Source organism: Amphritea pacifica (assembly GCF_016924145.1).
GTDB classification, from domain to species: domain Bacteria; phylum Pseudomonadota; class Gammaproteobacteria; order Pseudomonadales; family Balneatricaceae; genus Amphritea; species Amphritea pacifica.
Genome location: NZ_JAFFZO010000041.1, coordinates 1 through 19273, shown reverse-complemented (window position 1 = coordinate 19273; position 19273 = coordinate 1). Strand labels below are relative to the sequence as shown.

17 protein-coding genes are annotated in these 19273 nt (G+C 51.7%); 10 read left to right on the top strand and 7 right to left on the bottom strand.

Annotated elements, in window-relative coordinates; all coding sequences use genetic code 11:
- Nucleotide 1: 1 nt before the first annotated feature.
- Entirely contained in the window at nt 2-457 is a 456-nt protein-coding gene (locus JW499_RS19060; RefSeq protein WP_091355552.1) for a cell division inhibitor SulA, read from the top strand.
- Nucleotides 458-557: 100 nt separating this feature from the next.
- Here the strand turns inward: JW499_RS19060 and JW499_RS19055 are convergent, their stop codons facing one another.
- The 3 genes from JW499_RS19055 to topA form a co-directional block, all read right to left on the bottom strand.
- Nucleotides 558-830 carry a hypothetical protein gene (locus JW499_RS19055; protein ID WP_205212080.1) on the bottom strand — a complete coding sequence of 91 codons (273 nt, stop codon included), beginning with the start codon at nt 828-830 and terminating at the stop codon, nt 558-560.
- A gap of 155 nt (nt 831-985) precedes the next feature.
- Entirely contained in the window at nt 986-1510 is a 525-nt protein-coding gene (locus JW499_RS19050; RefSeq protein WP_205212079.1) for a DUF6586 family protein, read from the bottom strand.
- Nucleotides 1511-1523: 13 nt separating this feature from the next.
- On the bottom strand, nt 1524-4178 hold the full coding sequence (gene topA, locus JW499_RS19045; protein WP_205212078.1) for a type I DNA topoisomerase: 2655 nt from the start codon (nt 4176-4178) through the stop codon (nt 1524-1526).
- A 204-nt stretch (nt 4179-4382) separates the two neighbouring features.
- Here topA and JW499_RS19040 point away from each other — a divergent pair, with 204 nt between their 5' ends.
- Nucleotides 4383-5114, top strand: coding sequence for a DNA topoisomerase I (locus JW499_RS19040; protein ID WP_205212077.1), 732 nt, complete (start codon nt 4383-4385; stop codon nt 5112-5114).
- A 3-nt stretch (nt 5115-5117) separates the two neighbouring features.
- On the opposite strand, the gene JW499_RS19035 is transcribed toward JW499_RS19040, so the two are convergent.
- Complete coding sequence (locus tag JW499_RS19035) at nt 5118-5336, bottom strand: DUF1653 domain-containing protein (RefSeq protein ID WP_205212076.1); 219 nt, start codon at nt 5334-5336, stop codon at nt 5118-5120.
- 18 nt (nt 5337-5354) lie between these two features.
- Nucleotides 5355-5861 carry a hypothetical protein gene (locus tag JW499_RS19030; RefSeq protein WP_205212075.1) on the bottom strand — a complete coding sequence of 169 codons (507 nt, stop codon included), beginning with the start codon at nt 5859-5861 and terminating at the stop codon, nt 5355-5357.
- A 95-nt stretch (nt 5862-5956) separates the two neighbouring features.
- On the opposite strand from JW499_RS19030, the gene JW499_RS19025 reads away from it, so the two are divergent.
- Nucleotides 5957-6397, top strand: coding sequence for a universal stress protein (locus JW499_RS19025; protein WP_205212074.1), 441 nt, complete (start codon nt 5957-5959; stop codon nt 6395-6397).
- Nucleotides 6398-6431: 34 nt separating this feature from the next.
- Here JW499_RS19025 and JW499_RS19020 read toward each other — a convergent pair whose 3' ends face one another.
- Complete coding sequence (locus JW499_RS19020) at nt 6432-8318, bottom strand: ATP-binding cassette domain-containing protein (protein WP_205212073.1); 1887 nt, start codon at nt 8316-8318, stop codon at nt 6432-6434.
- 211 nt (nt 8319-8529) lie between these two features.
- Between JW499_RS19020 and JW499_RS19015 the strand changes: the two genes are divergently transcribed.
- On the top strand, nt 8530-10581 hold the full coding sequence (locus tag JW499_RS19015) for a transglycosylase SLT domain-containing protein (RefSeq protein ID WP_205212072.1): 2052 nt from the start codon (nt 8530-8532) through the stop codon (nt 10579-10581).
- 14 nt (nt 10582-10595) lie between these two features.
- Nucleotides 10596-11411 (top strand): TatD family hydrolase, encoded by an 816-nt coding sequence (locus JW499_RS19010; RefSeq protein WP_205212071.1) that lies wholly within the window; start codon nt 10596-10598, stop codon nt 11409-11411.
- Here the strand turns inward: JW499_RS19010 and JW499_RS19005 are convergent.
- Nucleotides 11396-11650: a glutaredoxin family protein gene (locus tag JW499_RS19005; RefSeq protein WP_205212070.1), complete on the bottom strand. Its 255-nt coding sequence runs from the start codon at nt 11648-11650 to the stop codon at nt 11396-11398. The two genes, JW499_RS19010 and JW499_RS19005, sit on opposite strands and share 16 nt — an antisense overlap.
- 435 nt (nt 11651-12085) lie before the next feature.
- Between JW499_RS19005 and JW499_RS19000 the strand changes: the two genes are divergently transcribed.
- The 5 genes from JW499_RS19000 (at nt 12086) to JW499_RS18980 (ending at nt 19101) form a co-directional block, all read left to right on the top strand.
- Nucleotides 12086-13828, top strand: coding sequence for a class I poly(R)-hydroxyalkanoic acid synthase (locus JW499_RS19000; RefSeq protein WP_205212069.1), 1743 nt, complete (start codon nt 12086-12088; stop codon nt 13826-13828).
- Nucleotides 13829-13909: 81 nt separating this feature from the next.
- On the top strand, nt 13910-15277 hold the full coding sequence (locus tag JW499_RS18995) for an MATE family efflux transporter (RefSeq protein WP_232846520.1): 1368 nt from the start codon (nt 13910-13912) through the stop codon (nt 15275-15277).
- On the top strand, nt 15253-16332 hold the full coding sequence (locus tag JW499_RS18990; protein WP_205212068.1) for a DUF3080 family protein: 1080 nt from the start codon (nt 15253-15255) through the stop codon (nt 16330-16332). Before JW499_RS18995 ends, JW499_RS18990 begins: the two co-directional genes overlap by 25 nt.
- Nucleotides 16333-16559: 227 nt before the next feature.
- The gene (locus JW499_RS18985; RefSeq protein WP_205212103.1) at nt 16560-17132 is read left to right on the top strand and encodes a transglutaminase-like cysteine peptidase; all 573 of its coding nucleotides are present in this window, start codon (nt 16560-16562) and stop codon (nt 17130-17132) included.
- Between the two features lie 31 nt (nt 17133-17163).
- Nucleotides 17164-19101 (top strand): bifunctional diguanylate cyclase/phosphodiesterase, encoded by a 1938-nt coding sequence (locus tag JW499_RS18980; protein WP_205212067.1) that lies wholly within the window; start codon nt 17164-17166, stop codon nt 19099-19101.
- Nucleotides 19102-19273 lie beyond the last annotated feature (172 nt).

Here is a 19273-nt window from a genome sequence, read left to right as displayed (position 1 = left end):
CATGTTGCACGCAGTTAGCAGTTTCAACAGCTCAGAACCCGTTCTGCCAGGGCTTATCCGTCCGGCAACAGCACAACCGCATCAAACAGGCCTGGCCGGTAAAATTACCGAAATAGTCCTGCAAGGCAGTGATTTTGGGGAAATGACCATGCTACTGCCGCTACTTGCACAATTGAGCAAAGATGACCGCTGGTTCGCCTGGATCGCTCCACCGGCAACCCTGCCAAAGAGTTTACTTGAAGCCGCTGGCATCGACCTCAAAAAGGTAATGTTATTGCAGCCGGACCAGAGTCACTCAACCTATCAGCTAGCCTGTCAGGCGCTTAAAGCCGGAACCTGCCATGCGGTGATCAGTTGGCCTGGCGTACTGAGCAATGATGAACTGGCAGGTCTGGAATGCGCTGCTGCAAACGGCAAGAGCCATGGCATTGTGATCCGTGATCGTCGCCTCAGCTGAGGCAACAGGTTCAGATACCTCCTCAGCCAATAAAATAAAAAAACAGCGCAAGGCGCTGTTTTTTTTTCACTTTACTTTTGATCTGACGGATCACACCAGATTAATGAATCACTCTTGGCTGAAGATCCGCATCATCGGTCTCTATCTCGCTGACTCCATTGTCAGCATCGATCGCTTTACCATTCAGATCTGAGATCATGTGGATGCCTGCCGTGAGCATCACCTTTGCCACATCGATGCACTCCTCTTCAAGCTGCTCTCTGACACTGTCGGAGAAGCTGATCCGCATAATTGGCTCATCATCAGAATCCGCCCGTCGCAGCGCTATCTGTCCGTCATCCAGCTCAATAATTTCCAAAAACATATCTGACATATTGTTCTCATTCCAGGCCGCACCCGGGTTTGAAAAAAACAGTGGTAATCGGCTCGCTACAAAGCCTTATCACAACCACTATACAGATTCAGAGCGCACCTTAATATTGATACCCCCTTATCTGTACAGAAAAAATTTCACCTGAACGGGTGTGGTTACCACTCCTGCATCCCGGCACGCAGCCGCTCTACCAGCATTTTAAACTGGTTAAACCAGCTCTGATATTCGCGCAGAATATCTGCATCTTCTGCATGATCCGGATTGATCTGCATCACATGTATCTCCGAAACACTCTCTGCCTGCCCCGCAGACTGATTATGCTCCTCAGCGCGCCAACAGGCCTTATACGCAGCCAGAAGATGGTGCAGCCAGCTACCGGTATCATCATGCAATTGCTGCAGTTCGGCTACTTCCGGGGCTTCCAGCCCCTGCGCCTCCATCTGCTCGGTTAGCTGACTCAGCTTGGTAATCCGGTTCGCATCGAAACGGTACTGTTCAGCAATTTCGCGCAACAGCGAACTATAGGCAGAAACCATATGAAACAGCACCGACTCGTTGTACGAATCGATCAGCGCATGCTTACTCCAACCGGTTGATTCCTGAGCAACTTTAAGTGCATCCAGATGTATACGGGTAAAATTTAATTTCTGATTGGTACGGGTCAAATACACACCACTCATACTTTGTCTCCGTTCACTTCTTCGTTGCTTGCTTCTTCGCTTTAGCGGGCTCTTCAAGCCACTTACCGCCGGTATAGAATGCCCTCCATCCGGTCGCTTTGCCGTCTACTTCCGTCATAACATACTGCTCTTTTGTTTTCCGGCTGTAACGAACAATGGTGGGATTTCCCTCATCGTCAGCGACTGGTGCACTAAACAAGAAGCTATATTTCGGGTCGATCTCATTTTTGTGGGGCAACAGTTCGGCTACCTTAGGCGCACGGGTCTCCCGCTTGCGGGGAAACTGGCTGGCAGCGAGAAACAGACCGGAGGCTCCATCACGCAGGATGAAAGTGTCATCAACATTGTCGCACTGCAGCTCTGGCATGGGTACCGGATCCATTTTCGGCGGTGCCGCCTCGCCATTTTTCAATAACTTACGCGTATTTTTGCAAGTTTCACTGGTACAACCAAAGAACTTACCGAAACGCCCCGTTTTCAGCTGCATCTCTGAACCGCACTTATCACATTCCAGCACCGGCCCATCATAGCCTTTAATCTTAAAGCTGCCTTTTTCCACTTCAAAACCAGGACAGTCCGGGTTGTTGCCGCAGATATGCAATTTACGCTGCTCATCAATCAGGTAGCTATCCATCGCCGTATCACAGATCTTACAACGATGCTTATTGCGCAGAATCCGTGACTCTTCCTCATCGTCGCCATCAACACTGACCACTTCATCGCCATGAATCAGGTTCATGGTGGTTTTGCAACGCTCCTTCGGCGGTAACGCATAGCCGGAGCAGCCCAGGAAAACCCCGGTGGTGCCGGTGCGGATCATCATCTTCCGGCCACAGGAGGGACAGGGAATATCGGTTTCTGTCGGCGCATTCAGCCGCATACCGGAATCCGGATGCTGAGCCTGTAACAACCGGTTACTGAAACCTTCGTAAAACTGGTTCAACAGCATTTTCCAGTCGGCATTACCGGTGGCGATATCGTCCAGCGACTCCTCCATCCGTGCGGTAAAACCGAAATCCATCAGGTCGGTAAAGTTTTCTACCAGTCTCTCGGTGACGATATCACCCATTTTCTGGGCATAAAATCGGCGGTTCTGAACTTCAACATAACCACGATCCTGAATCGTCGAGATAATCGAGGCATAGGTCGAGGGACGTCCAATCCCCCGCTTTTCCAGCTCTTTTACCAGGCTGGCTTCAGTGTAACGGGGGGCAGGCTTGGTAAAATGCTGTTTCGGATCCAGCTGCTGTAACTGCAGCAGATCCCCCTGCTGTACATCCGGCAAAATGATATCTTCATTTTTCCCCTGGCTATTCATCACCCGGGTATAACCATCAAAGCGCAGAATCCGGCCTTTGGTTCGCAATTCAAAGTCACCCGCTGTCACGGTGATGCGGGTACTTGTGTACAGTGCAGGCGTCATCTGGCACGCCAGAAACTGGCGCCGGATCAGTTCATATAGCCGCTCAGCATCCCGCTCCATACCGTTCAGTGCGGTCGCCTCAAGAGTGACATCGGATGGCCGAATCGCTTCGTGCGCCTCCTGAGCCCCCTCTTTGCTGCTGTAAGAGTTTGCCGTTTCCGGCAGATACTTACTGCCAAAGTTATCACTGATATAATCCCGACATGCAGCAACCGCCTCTGCACTGAGGTTGGTCGAATCGGTACGCATATAGGTGATGTAACCCGCCTCATAGAGCCGCTGAGCCATCATCATGGTTTTCTTCACCCCAAACCCCAGCCGGGTGCTGGCCGCCTGCTGCAGGGTCGATGTGATAAAGGGGGCTGACGGACGGCTGCTGGTAGGCCGGTCCTGACGATTTGTGACTCTGAACTGTTGCTGTTTCAGTTGTTCCAGGTGTGCATCGGTCTCTGCTGCGCTGACCGGACGAAAGCTCTGGTTCTGAAACTTATCTACCTGCAGGCGCAGCGCTTCCTGCTTTTCAGACTCAACGTCGGCATGCAACTCCCAGAACTCTTCAGGGATAAAACTGCGAATCTCTTTTTCTCGCTCGACCAGCAAGCGAACCGCAACCGACTGAACCCGTCCCGCGGACAGCCCCCGGGCAACTTTCTCCCACAGTAACGGTGAGACCATGTAGCCAACAACCCGGTCAAGGAAGCGCCGGGCCTGCTGGGCATTCACCCGATTGAGATCCAGCTCACCGGGCTGCTTAAATGCTTCCTGAATCGCTTTCTTCGTTATCTCGTTAAATACCACTCGTTTGTAACGGCCGTCTTCGCCGCCGATGGCTTCCCGCAGATGCCAGGCAATCGCCTCACCCTCGCGGTCCAAATCGGTTGCGAGATAGATAGTGTCTGCATCTTTTGCCAGTCGCCTTAATTCATCAACAACTTTTTCTTTACCCGGTAAAATTTCATAACGGGCATCCCAGCCATGTTCAGGATCAACCCCCATACGGGCAATCAGCTGTTTTTTACTTTTCTCAGCTTTGTGCAGGAGCTTCTCTTCGGGAGACATTTTGCGGGTTAGCGCGGCCTGACGAGCGCGCTCTTTAGGGTCTGAACCGGCCCCGTTACCCGAGCCACTGGTGGGCAGATCACGAATGTGGCCCACACTCGATTTAACCACAAACTGGTTACCCAGATACTTGTTTATGGTTTTCGCTTTGGCAGGTGACTCAACAATAACTAGGGACTTTCCCATATAAATACAATCCTTAAAGGACAAGGTGACAATACAAAACAGCGTGCATATATAAGGGCTGTAACCAGCAGGGTCAAGCTTCTGCCAAAAAAAACACGCTAATTGATCAACAATATTGGCTAATAAAGGTATGTTTCTGGTAGCTTAAATGCAGTATGCTGCCGCCATTACGAGCCTGTTACTTAATTACAACTACCTGAGAATATGTTGCAAGACAACCTGATTTTTCTTTTTTCTTTGATCGGCATAGGATTTGTTGCGCTACTGGTTAATAATTTTTTTTCCACCAGAGAGCAACAACAGGAATATCGTACAAAGCGATTGAGAGAGCTGAATAAGGCTTCTGGAGAAGCCCTGGAAACCCTTGCCATCCTCAGGGAGGCAAACTGCCGCTCTGAGATTATTGATGCATTAAGCGGCTACGTGGTCAGTATGATCGGAGAGATCTCTATGCTGGCACCCGACTCTGATCTGCTGCAGGATATCAGCGCCCAAAAGGAGAGCACTGATCGCGTCAACCCGGCCCCCGGGGGCTTTAACAACGACCGGGCACTGAAAAAAGCCCAGATCCATATCCAGCATGCAGAAAAACTCTGTATTGAGATGGCTCAGGCAGGAAAACTCAGCGTTTCACGGGCTAAGCAGTTTCAGCATGACCTTTACTGGCTGCATGTGTCTGTCTTTGTCGATGCCCACATTCATCAGGGTAACTACTACCTTCAACGGGATGATAAGTTACTGGCCATGTCCCACTACAAACATGCCAAAGCGATGATTGCACGGGCCAATGTGCCGCAAAAACAGAAACAGAATTATATCGATACCATCAGAGATCTGCTTAACCAGGCACGCCCCAGCAGCGCCCTGGCGGCGGGAAATCTGGCGGCATCACTTGCAGAGCTGACCGCTAAAGAGGGCAAAGAGGAGCAGGGCTAAGGCTTAAGCTGGCCGCAGAAAACGAAATCTGGGGACCTCCGAACCATCGGCAACGGTAACATTTTCAGTGAACATCGATAACGGCCGCACCCATATATCCCGTTCGCCATAACAGGGCTGGTAAACCACCAGCCACTCCTCTGTCTCAGAATGCCTGGCAAGATGTAATACCTGATATTCCGCGCCCTTATAATGCTGATATAAACCGGGTTTAACTGTCATAAAACCTCCGCTGCCAGGTCAGAATTGCTGATCAATAAACGGCTGCAGTAAATCCTTTAACTGTTGCAAAGTGTCTTCATCGCCCTTTTCGTCCCAGTACAGTGATATATGAACCGGAGTCGATTCAATCGACGAAACACCCGCCGGTAGCTTATCAATCAACTGATTGAGCAACGCCAGTTGCTGATCATTAAGACTGCGCTCCCCTGTTCCCCAGCACCAGCCTTCAGGCAAGCCTTCATTTGCCACAGCGGTCTGACGGAAGATCTGCCATTCGGTAAAGTGCTCTCTGTGCTTTTTTTCCAGATTATAACGGGGTAAGCGATAAGCAGTGGCGCTCAGTACCTCCGGCTTTACCTGCCCCGCTGCCCGGGGTGGTGTAACGCGTACTATCTGCACCTGAAATCCCTGACGGGAGGCCTGTTGTCTGAGTTTTGCCAAAAAACGCTGCCGGGGACTCGGCATAACCCACATCATCGACCCCAGTAATGACATCATAATCAAAACGATAATGGCCCACTTCATATTTGATCCTCAACAAACTCATTTGACCCCGGTCAGAATTAAAACCAGGAACTGTATGCTACTCTCTTAAGTAGGAAGCAAAAGGAGATAACCCCATGTCCCTATATAAACATATATTAGTGGCGACCGACCTGTCTGAAGAGTCTGATCAGTTGATCGGTAAAGTAAAACAGTTGGCTGAATCCACCAGCGCTGAGCTGTCTCTGATCCACGTGATTGAACCCCTGAGCTTCGCTTATGGCGGTGATGTGCCAATGGATCTGACTACCATTCAGGCGCAACTGGATGAGCATGCCCAGAGCAAAATGACCCGTTACTGCAAACAACTGGATTATCAGGTTAAGCAGTGTCACGTCGTCTCAGGACACACCGAGACAGAGGTTCACCGGGTTGCTGAGGAACAGGGATGCGATCTGATCATAGTCGGGAGTCATGGCCGCCACGGTCTGGCACTGCTATTAGGCTCCACCGCGAACGGTATACTTCACGGCGCCAAATGCGACGTACTGGCTATCCGGGTTAAAGCTGAGGAGTAGTGTTTTACTACTCCCATGCGGTAACGACTGACAGTTATAGCATCGCCTCTAATTCGACCCAGCGCTCCATGAGCTCTTCAAGCCGGGTTTCTTTGCTCTGCAGCTCAGCCAGTCTGGTGGATACCTGTTGGTGGTCTCCTGTGTAAAAATCCGGCGCACTGGTCTCCTGATGTAGTTGCTCAATCTCTCCTTCCAGCTGCTCTATCTGCCCGGGAAGCAGATCCAGCTCCCGTTGCAGTTTATAGCTGAGCTTTTTCTTTACTGGTGTGCTGGGAACCGTCTGTTCGACTACAGCTTCAGACCTGCTTTCAGATTTGGAAACAGGGGGAGCAATAGGCTGTGAGCGCTGTCGCAGCCAGTCCTCATAACCGCCAACATACTCCTGAATCCGTCCCTCGCCCTCAAAAACCAGGGTCGAAGTGACCACATTGTCCAGAAATGCCCGGTCGTGGCTGACCAGCAACAGGGTGCCTTTGTATTCCAGCAGAATCTCCTCCAACAGCTCCAGAGTTTCAATATCCAGATCGTTGGTCGGCTCATCCAGCACCAGCAGGTTTGATGGCTGACTGAACAGTTTCGCCAGCATCACCCGGTTACACTCACCGCCAGACAGTGCTTTAACCGGGGTACGGGCCCGCTCAGGGGAGAACAGAAAATCACTCAGATAACTGATGATATGGCGTGATTTTCCATTGATGGTAATACTTTCCCGCCCCTCGGAAATGTTATCGATAATGGTTTTCTCAGGGTTTAATTTACCTCTCAACTGATCAAAGTAGGCAATATTCAGGCTGGTACCCAGTTTAACCGTCCCCTGATCAGGCACCAACTGTCCTAGCAGCACCTTTAACAGGGTACTCTTACCAATACCGTTTGGCCCGATCAGACCGATACGATCCCCCCGCTGAACAGAGAGCGTCAGATCACTGATTACCGGCTCATTGTTGTAGCGATGGCTGACATGTTCTACTTCGATAACGATCTTGCCAGAACGATCAGCCTGTTCTACCTGAAACTTTGCTTTACCCTGTAGCTCACGCCGCTGTGAACGCTCTACCCGCAGATCCTTCAGCGCTCTGACACGCCCCTCGTTACGGGTCCTTCGCGCTTTTATGCCCTGACGAATCCACTTCTCCTCTTCAGCCAGACGCTTATCAAACAGCGCGTTATGACGCTCTTCCTCTTCCAGCAGTTTCTCTTTTTGCGTCAGATAGGCAGAATAATTGCCAGGGAAGGAGGTCAGATGACCACGATCAAGCTCAACAATACGGGTCGCCAGTCGTTCTACCAGCGAGCGGTCGTGGGAGATAAATAGCACACCTCCACGAAACTCCATAATCTGTTTTTCAAGCCACTCAATGGTTTCGATATCCAGGTGGTTGGTGGGCTCATCCAGCAGCAATATATCCGGCGACTGCACCAGAGCAGCCCCCAGCGCGGCCCGACGGCGCCAGCCTCCCGAAAGTGCAGACATCTGCTGCTCACCATCCAGCTCAAGACGCTCCAGAACCTGCTGAATCTTCTGTTCCAGATGCCAGCCATCGACCTGTTCAATCTGATGTTGCAACCGTTCCAGTTCGGCCATATCGGCATCGCTGTGGCTCATAGCCAGGGTTTGATAGCGATTCAGCAGATCTACGGTTTCGGCGCAACCTGAGGCAACCACATCGCGGACCCGGCGCTCGTCAGCGGCTGGCAGCATCTGAGATAACTCGGCAACACGGGCACCACCATCCTGCCAGATATCACCATCATCTGTTGGCTGATGCCGGGCCAGCACTTTCAGCAACGTTGATTTACCCGCGCCATTAATGCCCACCAGAGCAACCCGTTCCCCTTTATCCAGTTGAAAGTCGATATGATCGAGCAGTTGTTTATCGCCAAACGCGACAGAGACCTTATCCAGTCTGATCAGAGACATGCTTAAATCCACCAAAATCGTTGGCCGCATATTCTACAGAAAAACCTTAGCAGCGTGATACGCAAAGAAAATATATTTATAGTTATCCTTAAAGAACAGGGAGATACCGCTGACACTGTAAAATTTTCACCAAACCGGGATATATTTCTCTCGAGTTTACGCCACCATTGCCGCTATGATTGGGTAACAGTGATCACCGAAATATGGATATATGTTTTATATTATGAGCGCCACTAAACTGTCCCGGATTATCTGCAGCGCTTTTCTCTGTTCAGTCATGACCAGCGCACCCGGCCTTACCTATGCCGATTCAACTGCGCAAACAACCAGTGAACCACAACAGCTTTATCTGCAGGCCCTCAAGATGCTGGAGGGAGACGACCTGGAAACGTTTTACCAGCTTAAATCCCGCTTAACCGACTACCCTCTGTACCCCTATCTGGAGCAGCAGGAGCTGATTCATAACTTTGACACTGTCGCTCAGCACCATATAAACCTCTACGCGAAACAGTACGAAGGGGTTCCCACGGTGTACCCCTTGCAGCAGAAATGGCTCAGCTACCTGGCGGAAAACAAACGCTGGAAGCACTATATCACTGCGTATCAGAGCGCCGGAGTTAATAGTGAGCAGTATGAGTGCAACTATCGTTATGCGTTATTACAAACCGGTCAGCCCCGCCTGGCCGTGAAAGAGATTGAGAGCTTATGGAATACCGGTCACTCCATCTCTAACGCATGCGACCCGGTGTTTAAACAGTGGATGACTCAGTACCACGCCCCCTCCGGCAAGCTGGCATACCAGCGGTTCTGGAAAGCGGTTGACAGCGATAACTTCAGGCTGGCCCAGTACCTGACACGGTTTATCAAACAGAAACAACAGAAGCAGGCGACCGAGCGGTTCTTCGCCGTTCGCAAAACACCTTCACTGGTACAGGACCCTGCCTATCTGCCAGGCGATAATCGCGCTAGCCAGGCGACCTATCTGTATGGTATCGACCGACTATCGAGAAAAAGCCCGCAGGCCGCAACACAGGTATGGTTAAAGATTCGGCCGAAGCTCTCCTTCAGTGCGGATGACCAGCAAACACTGGCACGCAACCTTGCGCGTCGCCTGACCTACCGCCCGGACAACCAAACGGACAAGCTGCTGAGTCAGCTAAACCATCCCCATGACGATGAGATTCAGGAGCGCCGCATCATGCTGGCACTGACCGATCTCAACTGGAAAAAGGTCCACCAGTTGATTAGTCAATTACCTGTCGAAAGTCAGCAGGATGAGCGCTGGGTCTATTGGAAAACGCTTTCCGCCAGCCATATTGAGGGGCTCAAACCCAGCTATTCTGATGCCTTTGTAAAGCTCAGCAGAGAGCGCAGCTATTACGGTTTACTCGCGGCCCGCACCCTGCAAACCGGTTTTCGTCTCAACCCGCAACAGGACCGGGTCCCTGAAACAACAGTTATTCAACAGCAAGACCTGCCGGCGATGCAGCGTATCCACGAGTTGTATCAACTGGATGAGCGCTACCTGGCCCGCAGAGAGTGGAATCAGATGACCCGCGACTACAATGCTGATCAGCTTCGTACCGCGGCCACCGTATTGCACCGCTGGGGCTGGCACAATATGGCAATCATCGGTGTCGCTCAGGCAAAATACTGGGACGATATCAGTCTGCGCTTCCCAATGCCCTACTCTGAAACTTTTTCCAGACTGGCAGGCAAATACCGGATCGACACCAACTGGGCCCGCGCTATCGCTCGTCAGGAGAGCGCTTATCAGCCTCACGCCCGCTCCCGCGTCGGGGCCCGGGGGCTGATGCAGCTGATGCCCAAAACAGCTAAGACAACGGCGAAGCACCACAATGTTCCCTACAGCAACAGCAGCGACCTGTATCAGCCGGAAACCAACATCAATCTCGGGATTGCCTACCTGGCCGACATGCAGGAAAAATTCGACAACAATCAGATCTATGCCACCGCAGCTTATAACGCAGGCCCCCACCGGGTGAAACGCTGGTTAAAAGAACGGGGATCGCTGCCGGTTGATATCTGGATAGAAACCATTCCGTTTAACGAAACCCGTCGCTATGTGATGAACGTAATGGCCTATCACGCGGTATACAGGACCCTGGCAGGTCAGCCCTCACATATACTGGAAGGACAAACAGCCTTCCGTGTTGCGCTGCAGAATTCGACCGGAGCGACCCAGGCGGAACAGCTCAGAGACTATATCCGGATTAACAGTGATAACACCACAACCCGTTAACAACGGCAGCCTCAATGAATAAAGCCCGCTTCTCTCTCACAGATATCGGTATTAATCTTACCGATAGCGCCTTTGATGCCGACCGTGAAACGGTGATTCAGGAGGCTGAAGCGGTTGGAGTCAAACGGATGCTGATTACCGGTACCACTGCCGCCAGTAGTGAGCAGGCGATCAGTCTTTGCCGGCAATATCCCGATCAACTGTTTTGCACTGCCGGGGTTCACCCTCATTACAGTAAAGAGTTCACATCGACCACCCGGGAAACCCTGACAGACTTGCTCAAACAGCCGGAAGTTCGCGCGGTGGGTGAAACAGGGCTGGATTTCAACCGCAATTTTTCCCCGCCAGAACAACAGATCCGGGCCTTTGAGCAACAGCTGGAGCTGGCTGCCGAATCGGGCCTGCCACTATTTCTGCACGAACGGGATGCTCACAGCCGTCAGGTTGAGATGCTCAGGGACGCCAGAGATCAGCTCTATGGCGGTGTTGCCCACTGTTTTACCGGTAACCGCGAAGAGCTCTATCACTATCTCGACCTTGATCTCTATATCGGTATTACCGGCTGGATCTGTGATGAACGCCGGGGGAGCGAGCTGTTACGCCTGGTCAAAGAGATCCCTGCTGATCGCCTGATGCTGGAAACCGACGCCCCCTACCTGCTGCCGCGCGACCTGAAACCCCGGCCTAAAAGCCGCCGTAACCTGCCGCTATACCTGACGCATATTCTCGAACAGGTCGCCCGGCAGAGAGACTGCGACCCGCAACAACTGGCGCAACAGACTGAGATCAATTGCGAGAGACTCTTCCGCTTTAATCAGACAGATGTTTGAAGCCGGGCGATAAAACGGCCGACATCCTGGTGATCAAAGGGCCAGCGCAACTCTTCACCACTGACCTCATCCACCAGCACGGGAATGAGCAGCGCGTACTTTTCCAACAGCCCATCGTCATAAGCGATATCCACCTCATCCAGCTGATGCAGCTGCGGGTCCAGAGTATTGATAAGAATATTGGCGGCTTCATCGCACAGATGACACCCCACACTGCTCATAAGTAAAAACTGTCGCATTAAGGCTCTCTACCCTCTTCGATTCTGCTTTGTGGTACCGGACACTTTGGCTGTACTGCTCACCGGGTTGATTATATCGTAATTGAAGGATCTTTTACGGAGATCTCTTTCCAAGCCAGCCACAACCGGATACCGTCGGCCATATCGATACAGATTAAAGAAAACTGCAACATTCCGGTGATATATTTTCGGCGGCATAGCACAAAGAACCCAATCAATCTGACTAAAGTAGGGCAATAGAAGCTTGCTGCGCCGCATCAAGTTGTCTATGCTCAGGGTCTCTGTTTGAAAAATAGCCGGAGCAATCTAGTTAAGTGCATAACCTGCCGGCCCGTCAGACAGTTATATAATTTTAGCCCGTTACCAACTCGCGATAGCCCACCAGAGAAGTTGGCACCGCATACTCAAGGCAGGCTTCAGAAAGAAGGCAGTTTTATGGAAAATAACAGCAACATCCTCTCCAACCCGCAAGAGTTTATCAACTATCTGAATCAGGAAAGCAAAAAAGTTCTGGAGATCTATTCTCAGGGGAAAAGCGAAGATATGTTTAAGCAGTTTACGCAGTCCTGGACCGAACTGGCAGCCCGCTCTTTCGAAGACCCTTCTGTATGGGTTCGGGCGATAACAGATTATCAGCAAGCACAGATCAACCTGTGGCAGAACATCCTGACCGGAAAGTCGGTGGAGAAACCCGTTGCTGAACCACAGAAAGGCGATCGCCGTTTCGCCGCTGAAGAGTGGAGCCAAAACCCGGTTTTCTCTTACATAAAGCAATCCTATCTGCTGACATCAAACCTGCTTAACGATATGGCGGCCAACGCTAAACTAAGCGATAGTGAGCAGAAAAAGCTTGAGTTCTATACTCAGCAATATACCGATGCCATGTCACCGACCAACTTTGCACTGACCAACCCTGAAGTGCTGCAACAGGCATTGGAAACCAAAGGACAAAGCTTAATTGATGGCCTGCAAAATCTGCTGGGCGATGTGGAAAAAGGTCGTATTACCATGACCGATGAAGCCGCATTCACGCTGGGTGAGAACATTGCAACATCAGAGGGTGCCGTTGTTTTTGAAAACGAGATGCTGCAGCTGATTCAATATAAGCCTTCTACTGAACAGGTCTATAGCCGTCCGACCCTGATTGTCCCACCCTGCATCAACAAGTTTTACATACTGGATCTGCAGGAGCATAACTCCTACGTTAAATACTGCGTCGATCAGGGCATGACAGTTTTCCTTATCTCCTGGGTCAACCCAACCGTAGAACAGCGCAATATCTCCTGGGATGATTATGTTGAAAACGGCACTCTGAAAGCGATTGAGGCGGTCAAAAAGATCACTGAGCAGGATAAAATCAACTGTGTTTCATGGTGTATCGGCGGTACCATTCTGGCCTCCACGCTGGCCGTCATGGCCAAGCGCAAAGATGAATCCGTGGCTTCAGCCACATTCCTGACTACCCTGACCGATTTTACCGATCCGGGTGATCTGAGTGTCTTCATCGATGAACAGCAGGTTAAGCAACTGACTCAGAAAGTCGATGATGAAGGCCTGCTCAACGGCCGCAACCTGGCAACCGCATTCAACATGCTGCGCTCTAACGATCTGGTATGGTCCTACGTTGTTAACAACTATCTCAAAGGCCAGAACCCGGCTCCATTCGATATCCTTTACTGGAACTCCGACTCGACCAACCTGCCAGCTAAGATGTACAACTTCTATATCAACGAGATGTATATCAATAACAAACTGGCCCAACCGGGTGGTCTGACAATTTGTGGCGAATCCATTGACCTGCGCGATATCAAGATTCCGGTTTACTTCCTTTCCACTATTGAGGATCACATCGCCCCCTGGAAAGGCACTTTCAAAGGTACCGAGATGATGCAGGGCAAAATTGAGTTCGTACTGGGCGCCAGCGGACACGTTGCGGGTGTTATTAACCCGGCGTCCAAGAACCGCCGTAACTACTGGACTGGTGGTGAGCTGGGTCAGGGCCCGGACCACTGGCTGGAAACCGCTGAGCGTCAGGAGGGCAGCTGGTGGCCAAACTGGGCTAAGTGGCTTAAGCCTAAGGCGGGCAAAAAAGTTGATGCTCCGAAAGATTACGGCAACGCCGAGTTCAAAGCGATTGAAGCGGCTCCCGGCCGTTATGTTGCCAGTCGCGTTGACTAATCAGCGAAACCACCGATAATAAACCGGGGCCCGCGCCCCGGTTTTTTTTATTCTGCTTCTCAGACCTGCGACCAACACCCTTTGAAACCACTTGCCACACTCTCTTTACAGGAAAGCCGTCAGATTCTCGCGCTGGCGGTGCCTATCCTTATCGCTGAACTGTCACAAGCCGCCATGGGGTTTATTGACACCCTGATGGCGGCCCGCTACGGCGCAGAAGATCTGGCTGCCGTCGCGCTGGGTTCCGGCATCTGGCTGCCTGTGCTTATCTCGCTGGGCGGTCTGCTGATGGCGATCACCCCCATGGTCGCCAACCATGCAGGCAGTGATCAGTTGCGCAGAACCCGGCTGATATTCCATCAGGGGGTGCTGATTGCACTTTTCGCCGGAGCATTCGCCTGGCTGATACTCCGCAACATGGAGGTGGTTCTCGATCTGATGCAGGTAACCGGTAGCCTGAAAATAAAAACCCTGGGCTATCTGGATGCCCTTTCCTGGGGAATACCGGGGATGATGCTCTATCAGGGGGCTCGCAGCTACTCAGAAGGGCTGGGTAAAACCCAGCCACTGATGAAGATCGCTCTGTTCGCCCTGCTGTGCAACATTCCACTCAACTACCTGCTAATCTACGGCAAACTGGGTTTTCCCGAGCTGGGGGGTGTTGGTTGCGGCTGGGCAACCACCATAGTGATGTGGATTATGGCACTCTCAAGCGGCTGTTACCTTCGCTACTCCCGCCATTTTCGCTCTCTCTATCTGATCAGCCTGCCCCGGCCCAGAGCAAACTACCTGCTGACCATATTACGCATCGGGATACCGATCGGCTTTACACTGCTGATCGAGGTCAGCATGTTTACGGTTATCGCCCTGCTGATTGCCCGGCTGGGGGAGATTGTCATCGCCGCGCATCAGATAACCCTCAGCTTTACCGGCATGGTGTTTATGATCCCCCTCAGCATCGCCATGGCCCTGACAATCAGAATTGGACAGTTTAATGGTCGTAAAGACCCGCTTAGCGCCGCTATCACGGCTCGCAATGGCTACGCCCTGGTGTGTTGCAGTTCAGTTATCAGCTGTACACTGATCGCTCTGCTGTCGATGCAGATAGCAGCTATGTACAGCGACAATAGCGATATCATCCGGCTGGCCAGCAGCCTGCTGCTGATCGCTGCGATTTTTCAGATACCGGATGCGATTCAGGTCGCCAGCGCCGGCATATTAAGGGGGCACAAAGATACCGCCGTGCCACTGATGATCGTATTTACCGCTTACTGGCTGATTGGTCTGCCGCTGGGATACCTTCTGGGACTTACTGATCTTATCGTTCCGGCAACCGGAGCCCGGGGATTCTGGCTGGGTATGATCGCTGGACTGTCTGTTGGCGCTATACTGTTACTATTGCGCTATCAGAGCATTAAACCGAAATGCAAACGTCCCACAGGTTCCTGATAATCCTGATCGCCACGGTCCTGCTTCAGGGCTGTGATCAGCGTCCCGTTGAAACGATGCTGGAGCGCTACAGCAACCGGGTGGCCAACAGCCTGGACAGTGACACCAGGCTTGACCTGGATATTCAGCTGCCGCTGCCTGCCTACCCTCGCCGCCGGGAACGGATACGGCCGGTAACAGACCTGCGTCAGGGGCTGATTGAAGTGCTCAATCTGCGCCACTGTCGGCTCCTCAACCTGATCGCTGAGCGCAACAGTTCCCTGGGTAAAGTGATGCCCCCCTCCCGGCGGTTGGTCTATGAGATACGTCTGCTCTCCGGCCTGGGCAGTTGCCGACAATCATTGCAGCGCTCTCAGACAGCAGATCCGCAACTGATCCGTCAGGTTGACCAACTGTATCAGATTAAAAAACACGACTTCGAAGCAGCGCTCTGGAACGGCATTTTTACCAGCGAAGCGATGGAGCGAAACTTTTCCCGCTCTGAACCGGCCCTGTCCCTGAACGATGACGACGGTTTCAGTCAGAGCCGCCAGGCATTACTCATACTGAATCAGGTTGCCGCCCTGAACAGCACTATCGATTCAGCGCAGACACAATGGACTGAACAGGATTACCTTGACCAGCTTGAACCTCACTACCAGGCCCTCTCTACTCTGCGTTTCGGCAGCCGCTGGTTGCGATCGGTCTATCTGATCACCCACACCCTCGAACACACCGCAGGTGTAATAGAAGCCAGACTCAGAAAAAGGCCGCTCTGCTTTAACAAAAACGCGACTCCGAAAGCATTAATCGTGAAAAACGTTTTCAGCAAATACTATGCTGGCGAGCTACAACCCTACATGTCCAGAATTGACCGCGAAGGCAGGGAGTGGCTGCAACTGAACCGCCGTCTGCTACACAATTTCAACCATATCCCCCCTGCGATGCAACGCTATCAGAGTCAGATTATCGATGCGGATGCCCCTCTGTGGCAGAACTACATAGCGGCGAGAGATCGCCATACTAAAGCCTGGCAACAGCTACTCAGCCAGTGCAATCTGATGCCGGGTAGTTAATCGCCTGACAAACACCATTTTGAGTAAATAACACAGGTGTTGTGATCTTCCCTGTGAAACAATAAAGTTACTCTTTATTTTTTAAGCGGTTAACCGTGTCCAGAGATCTACAGTACAGACCCAGAAACAGTTCTGCAGGCCGGTTTTCCAGCCTGGGACTGCTTGCAGGCCTGATTCTGATCTCACTAACCTATACACTCTTCGCCGCCCCTGAATTCAGCGTACTGATGTCAGACGCCCAGATCAAAAAACTGGGCAGCAAATATGGAGTCATGGCCGAACGACGGTTACAAAGCTGGCAGAACCTGATCAAAGAGATCGCCGACCTCGATGAGGATGAAAAACTCTTCCGGGTAAACCGTTTTTTCAATCAGATGGAGTTTGTCGATGATATTATCCACTGGCACCAGAAAGATTACTGGGCCAGTCCGGTGGAGTTTCTGATAACCAACGGGGGCGATTGCGAAGACTTCTCTATCGCTAAATACTACACCCTGCGTCAGGTCGGCATCCCGATAGAAAAACTCAGCATCGCCTATGTTAAGGCACTCAGACTGAATCAGGCGCACATGGTGTTAACCTATTACGCCACACCAAAATCAACACCGCTGATACTGGATAATCTGATACCCGAAATAAAACCGGCCAACCGGCGGCCCGACCTGCAACACGTTTACAGCTTTAACGGTGACAACCTCTGGCTGTCAAAAAAAGGCCGGCGCAGCACACTGGTGGGTACCTCTGATCAGCTGAAGCCCTGGGTACAACTACAATCACGAATGGAGAATCAGGATTACTAATCCTGATCAATGAGCAGATGAGGAATCAACAATGTCTATCGTTAATCAGTTAATGGCCGCCGTGTTAGCCGTACTGATCGGATTGGCTTCAGGCACAGTATATCTGATGTCGGATAGTTCCAAGGAGATGCTGATCCATCAGCTTGAGTCCCATGGTCAGGATACCGCCACCCACTTAGGTCTCTACCTGGCCCCTTATATGGCCGCCCATGATACCGCTGCCATCGAAACCACCGTTAATGCAATTTTCGACAGCGGTTTCTATCAGCAGATCCGGGTAGTGGATGCCGACAATCAGCCTCTTTTCGTCAAAAGCACCGATGCCCATATCAGCGATAGTGTACCCGAATGGTTTGTCCACCTGGTGGAGATAACCCCTCCAGAGATGACACGGGAAATTACCAATCAGTGGCAGAAAGCAGGCTCAATTTTTGTTCAGAGCCGCGCAGGCTATGCCTATGAGCAGCTGTGGCGCGGAACCGAGCAAACATTTGTCTGGTTCGTGGTGCTCTCTCTCTTCAGCATGGTATTTATCAGCCTGCTAATGCGCTACATACTGAACCCACTGAAAGGGGTCGAAGAGCAGGCCCAGGCGCTGTCCCAGCAAAAATATATCGAACAGAGCCGCATTCCCGGAACCCGGGAGCTGAAGCAGGTGGTTCTGGCGATGAATATGATGGTACATCGGGTTCGCACTATGTTTGATGAACAGGCGAAAAATATTGAAGAGATACGCCGCACTGCCTATCAGGACGACCTGACGGGCCTGGCCAATCAGCGAGCGACCTTCACTCAGCTGAATGAGCGTATAGATTACCGCAGGGATTTCGGCCATGGCCACCTCATCCACCTGCAACTGGCCGATCTGCAGGAACTGAATAATCAACTGGGGATAGAGAAAGCCAATAACTTTATCCGTGCCTGTGCCGGACAGCTGAATGAACTGGCCCGGTTAACCGAAAGCCCGGTCATCGGCCGTATCAGCATTTCAGAGATTATCCTGCTCACAGACCTGACCAATCAGGACCAGTTGGAAAGAGAGCTGAATAAACTGGCTGACAGCCTTAAAAACACCTATCAGCAACTGAATAATAATCGTAGTGGGGACGCCCCTTTCTTTATCGGCGTTGCCGCCTATTCTGAACAGGGCAGCTCCAAAGAGCTGCTGATTAACGCCCGACAGGCTACCGGAAAGGCCCGTCAGGACAACGACACAATATTCTGTAGCAGCACCACTAACACAGAGCAACAAAACAGCTGGCATCAGCATGTCAGCAGCCGGATTGTCAACGGTGATATATTCCTTCAGGCCCAGCCCGTTAAGTCGATCTCTGATAGCCAGCGGGTGATTCATAACGAGATTTACGCCCGGATTCTCAATCAGGAAAACCTGCCCTGCATGGCCGGTGAGTTTATCAGCGTTGTAAAACAGCTGAATCTGCTGACCGCGCTGGACCGATCAGTGCTCAATGCCGCCATTGATCGCCTTGAACAGCAGCCAGAGCAGGCCCTGGGCGTCAACCTGAGCAATGAATCGGTTCGCGACACAACATTTTGTGACTGGCTGATCAGTAATCTGAGCAGATTGCCCAGACCAGAACAGCTGTGTATCGAAATCAACGAGACATCCGTCCTCAACAACCTGAGTCGCGTGGCGCTGTTTCGCGACCAGCTAAAGCAGGCCGGCGTGCGGTTCGGGGTGGACAATTTCGGCATCAACCCTGCTGGCTTCAGCTATCTGTATACCGTCCATCCTGACTACATTAAGATCGATGGCTCTCTGATCCGGGAGCTGGACAGCAGCGCAGAAGACCGGTTCTTTGTCAAAAGCCTGGTCACGGTCGCTCACAGTCTTGATATACAAGCCTATGCTGAACATGTTGAGCGGGATACTCAGCTGAGCGCGTTACACCAGTTGGAAGTGGACGGCGCGCAGGGCTGGATCCACGGCAAGCCTGCCGAGCTCTGAATCCAGACTCTGGCGACAGCTACAAAAAAACCGCCATCAAGGCGGTCAGGCTGTTGATAAAGTCCTCGTCAAATGACGAGGATTTTTTATAATAGGCTCATGCTAAGAGAACGCCCCCCAACCCAGTCCGCCCTTGAGTTTGTTTGCATCGATGAACTTGTTCCTCAAGACC

Excerpts from the sequence above, each read along its gene's own strand:
- JW499_RS19060 (WP_091355552.1), top strand. The coding sequence starts at position 2 with ATGTTGCACGCAGTTAGCAGTTTCAACAGCTCAGAACCCGTTCTGCCA.
- JW499_RS19055 (WP_205212080.1), bottom strand. The coding sequence starts at position 830 with ATGTCAGATATGTTTTTGGAAATTATTGAGCTGGATGACGGACAGATA.
- JW499_RS19050 (WP_205212079.1), bottom strand. The coding sequence starts at position 1,510 with ATGAGTGGTGTGTATTTGACCCGTACCAATCAGAAATTAAATTTTACC.
- topA (WP_205212078.1), bottom strand. The coding sequence starts at position 4,178 with ATGGGAAAGTCCCTAGTTATTGTTGAGTCACCTGCCAAAGCGAAAACC.
- JW499_RS19040 (WP_205212077.1), top strand. The coding sequence starts at position 4,383 with ATGTTGCAAGACAACCTGATTTTTCTTTTTTCTTTGATCGGCATAGGA.
- JW499_RS19035 (WP_205212076.1), bottom strand. The coding sequence starts at position 5,336 with ATGACAGTTAAACCCGGTTTATATCAGCATTATAAGGGCGCGGAATAT.
- JW499_RS19030 (WP_205212075.1), bottom strand. The coding sequence starts at position 5,861 with ATGAAGTGGGCCATTATCGTTTTGATTATGATGTCATTACTGGGGTCG.
- JW499_RS19025 (WP_205212074.1), top strand. The coding sequence starts at position 5,957 with ATGTCCCTATATAAACATATATTAGTGGCGACCGACCTGTCTGAAGAG.
- JW499_RS19020 (WP_205212073.1), bottom strand. The coding sequence starts at position 8,318 with ATGTCTCTGATCAGACTGGATAAGGTCTCTGTCGCGTTTGGCGATAAA.
- JW499_RS19015 (WP_205212072.1), top strand. The coding sequence starts at position 8,530 with ATGTTTTATATTATGAGCGCCACTAAACTGTCCCGGATTATCTGCAGC.
- JW499_RS19010 (WP_205212071.1), top strand. The coding sequence starts at position 10,596 with ATGAATAAAGCCCGCTTCTCTCTCACAGATATCGGTATTAATCTTACC.
- JW499_RS19005 (WP_205212070.1), bottom strand. The coding sequence starts at position 11,650 with ATGCGACAGTTTTTACTTATGAGCAGTGTGGGGTGTCATCTGTGCGAT.
- JW499_RS19000 (WP_205212069.1), top strand. The coding sequence starts at position 12,086 with ATGGAAAATAACAGCAACATCCTCTCCAACCCGCAAGAGTTTATCAAC.
- JW499_RS18990 (WP_205212068.1), top strand. The coding sequence starts at position 15,253 with ATGCAAACGTCCCACAGGTTCCTGATAATCCTGATCGCCACGGTCCTG.
- JW499_RS18985 (WP_205212103.1), top strand. The coding sequence starts at position 16,560 with ATGTCAGACGCCCAGATCAAAAAACTGGGCAGCAAATATGGAGTCATG.
- JW499_RS18980 (WP_205212067.1), top strand. The coding sequence starts at position 17,164 with ATGTCTATCGTTAATCAGTTAATGGCCGCCGTGTTAGCCGTACTGATC.